Raw genomic sequence first — 387 nt, forward strand, 5'->3', positions numbered from 1 at the left:
GTTGAGCGCGCACCAGATGAACAGCCACAGCGGGAGGAACTCCCGGTCCTCTCGGTCCCCCAGGTGGTCCAAGGCGTGGACGCTGATGAGCGGCCCCACCACCGCGATGGTCAGCAGCATCAGGGCGGCGAGCCCGTCCGCGCGCCACTCGATGCCCAGCGGTGCGCCCCACCCTCCCAATTGCTGGCGCAGCACTCCCTGCGTGGAGACCTCCCAGGCCGCCAGCGATGACGCGATGAGCGTGGCCACGGAGGCCACGCCCGCGACCAGGCGCACCCCCGCGCGCCCCACCAGCAGCGCCAGCACCGCACCCATCAGCGGAAGCGCGACGGGCCACGCCATCAAGGCCGTGTCCGCCATCATGGACCTTCTCCGCCGGGGCCTGGC

1 pseudogene is annotated in these 387 nt (G+C 72.4%); it reads right to left on the reverse strand.

What is annotated here, in order from left to right:
* Positions 1–363, reverse strand: a pseudogene (locus G4D85_RS48700) (hypothetical protein); the annotation flags it as partial.
* Positions 364–387 lie beyond the last annotated feature (24 nt).

The organism is Pyxidicoccus trucidator (assembly GCF_010894435.1).
Classification (GTDB): Bacteria; Myxococcota; Myxococcia; order Myxococcales; family Myxococcaceae; genus Myxococcus; species Myxococcus trucidator.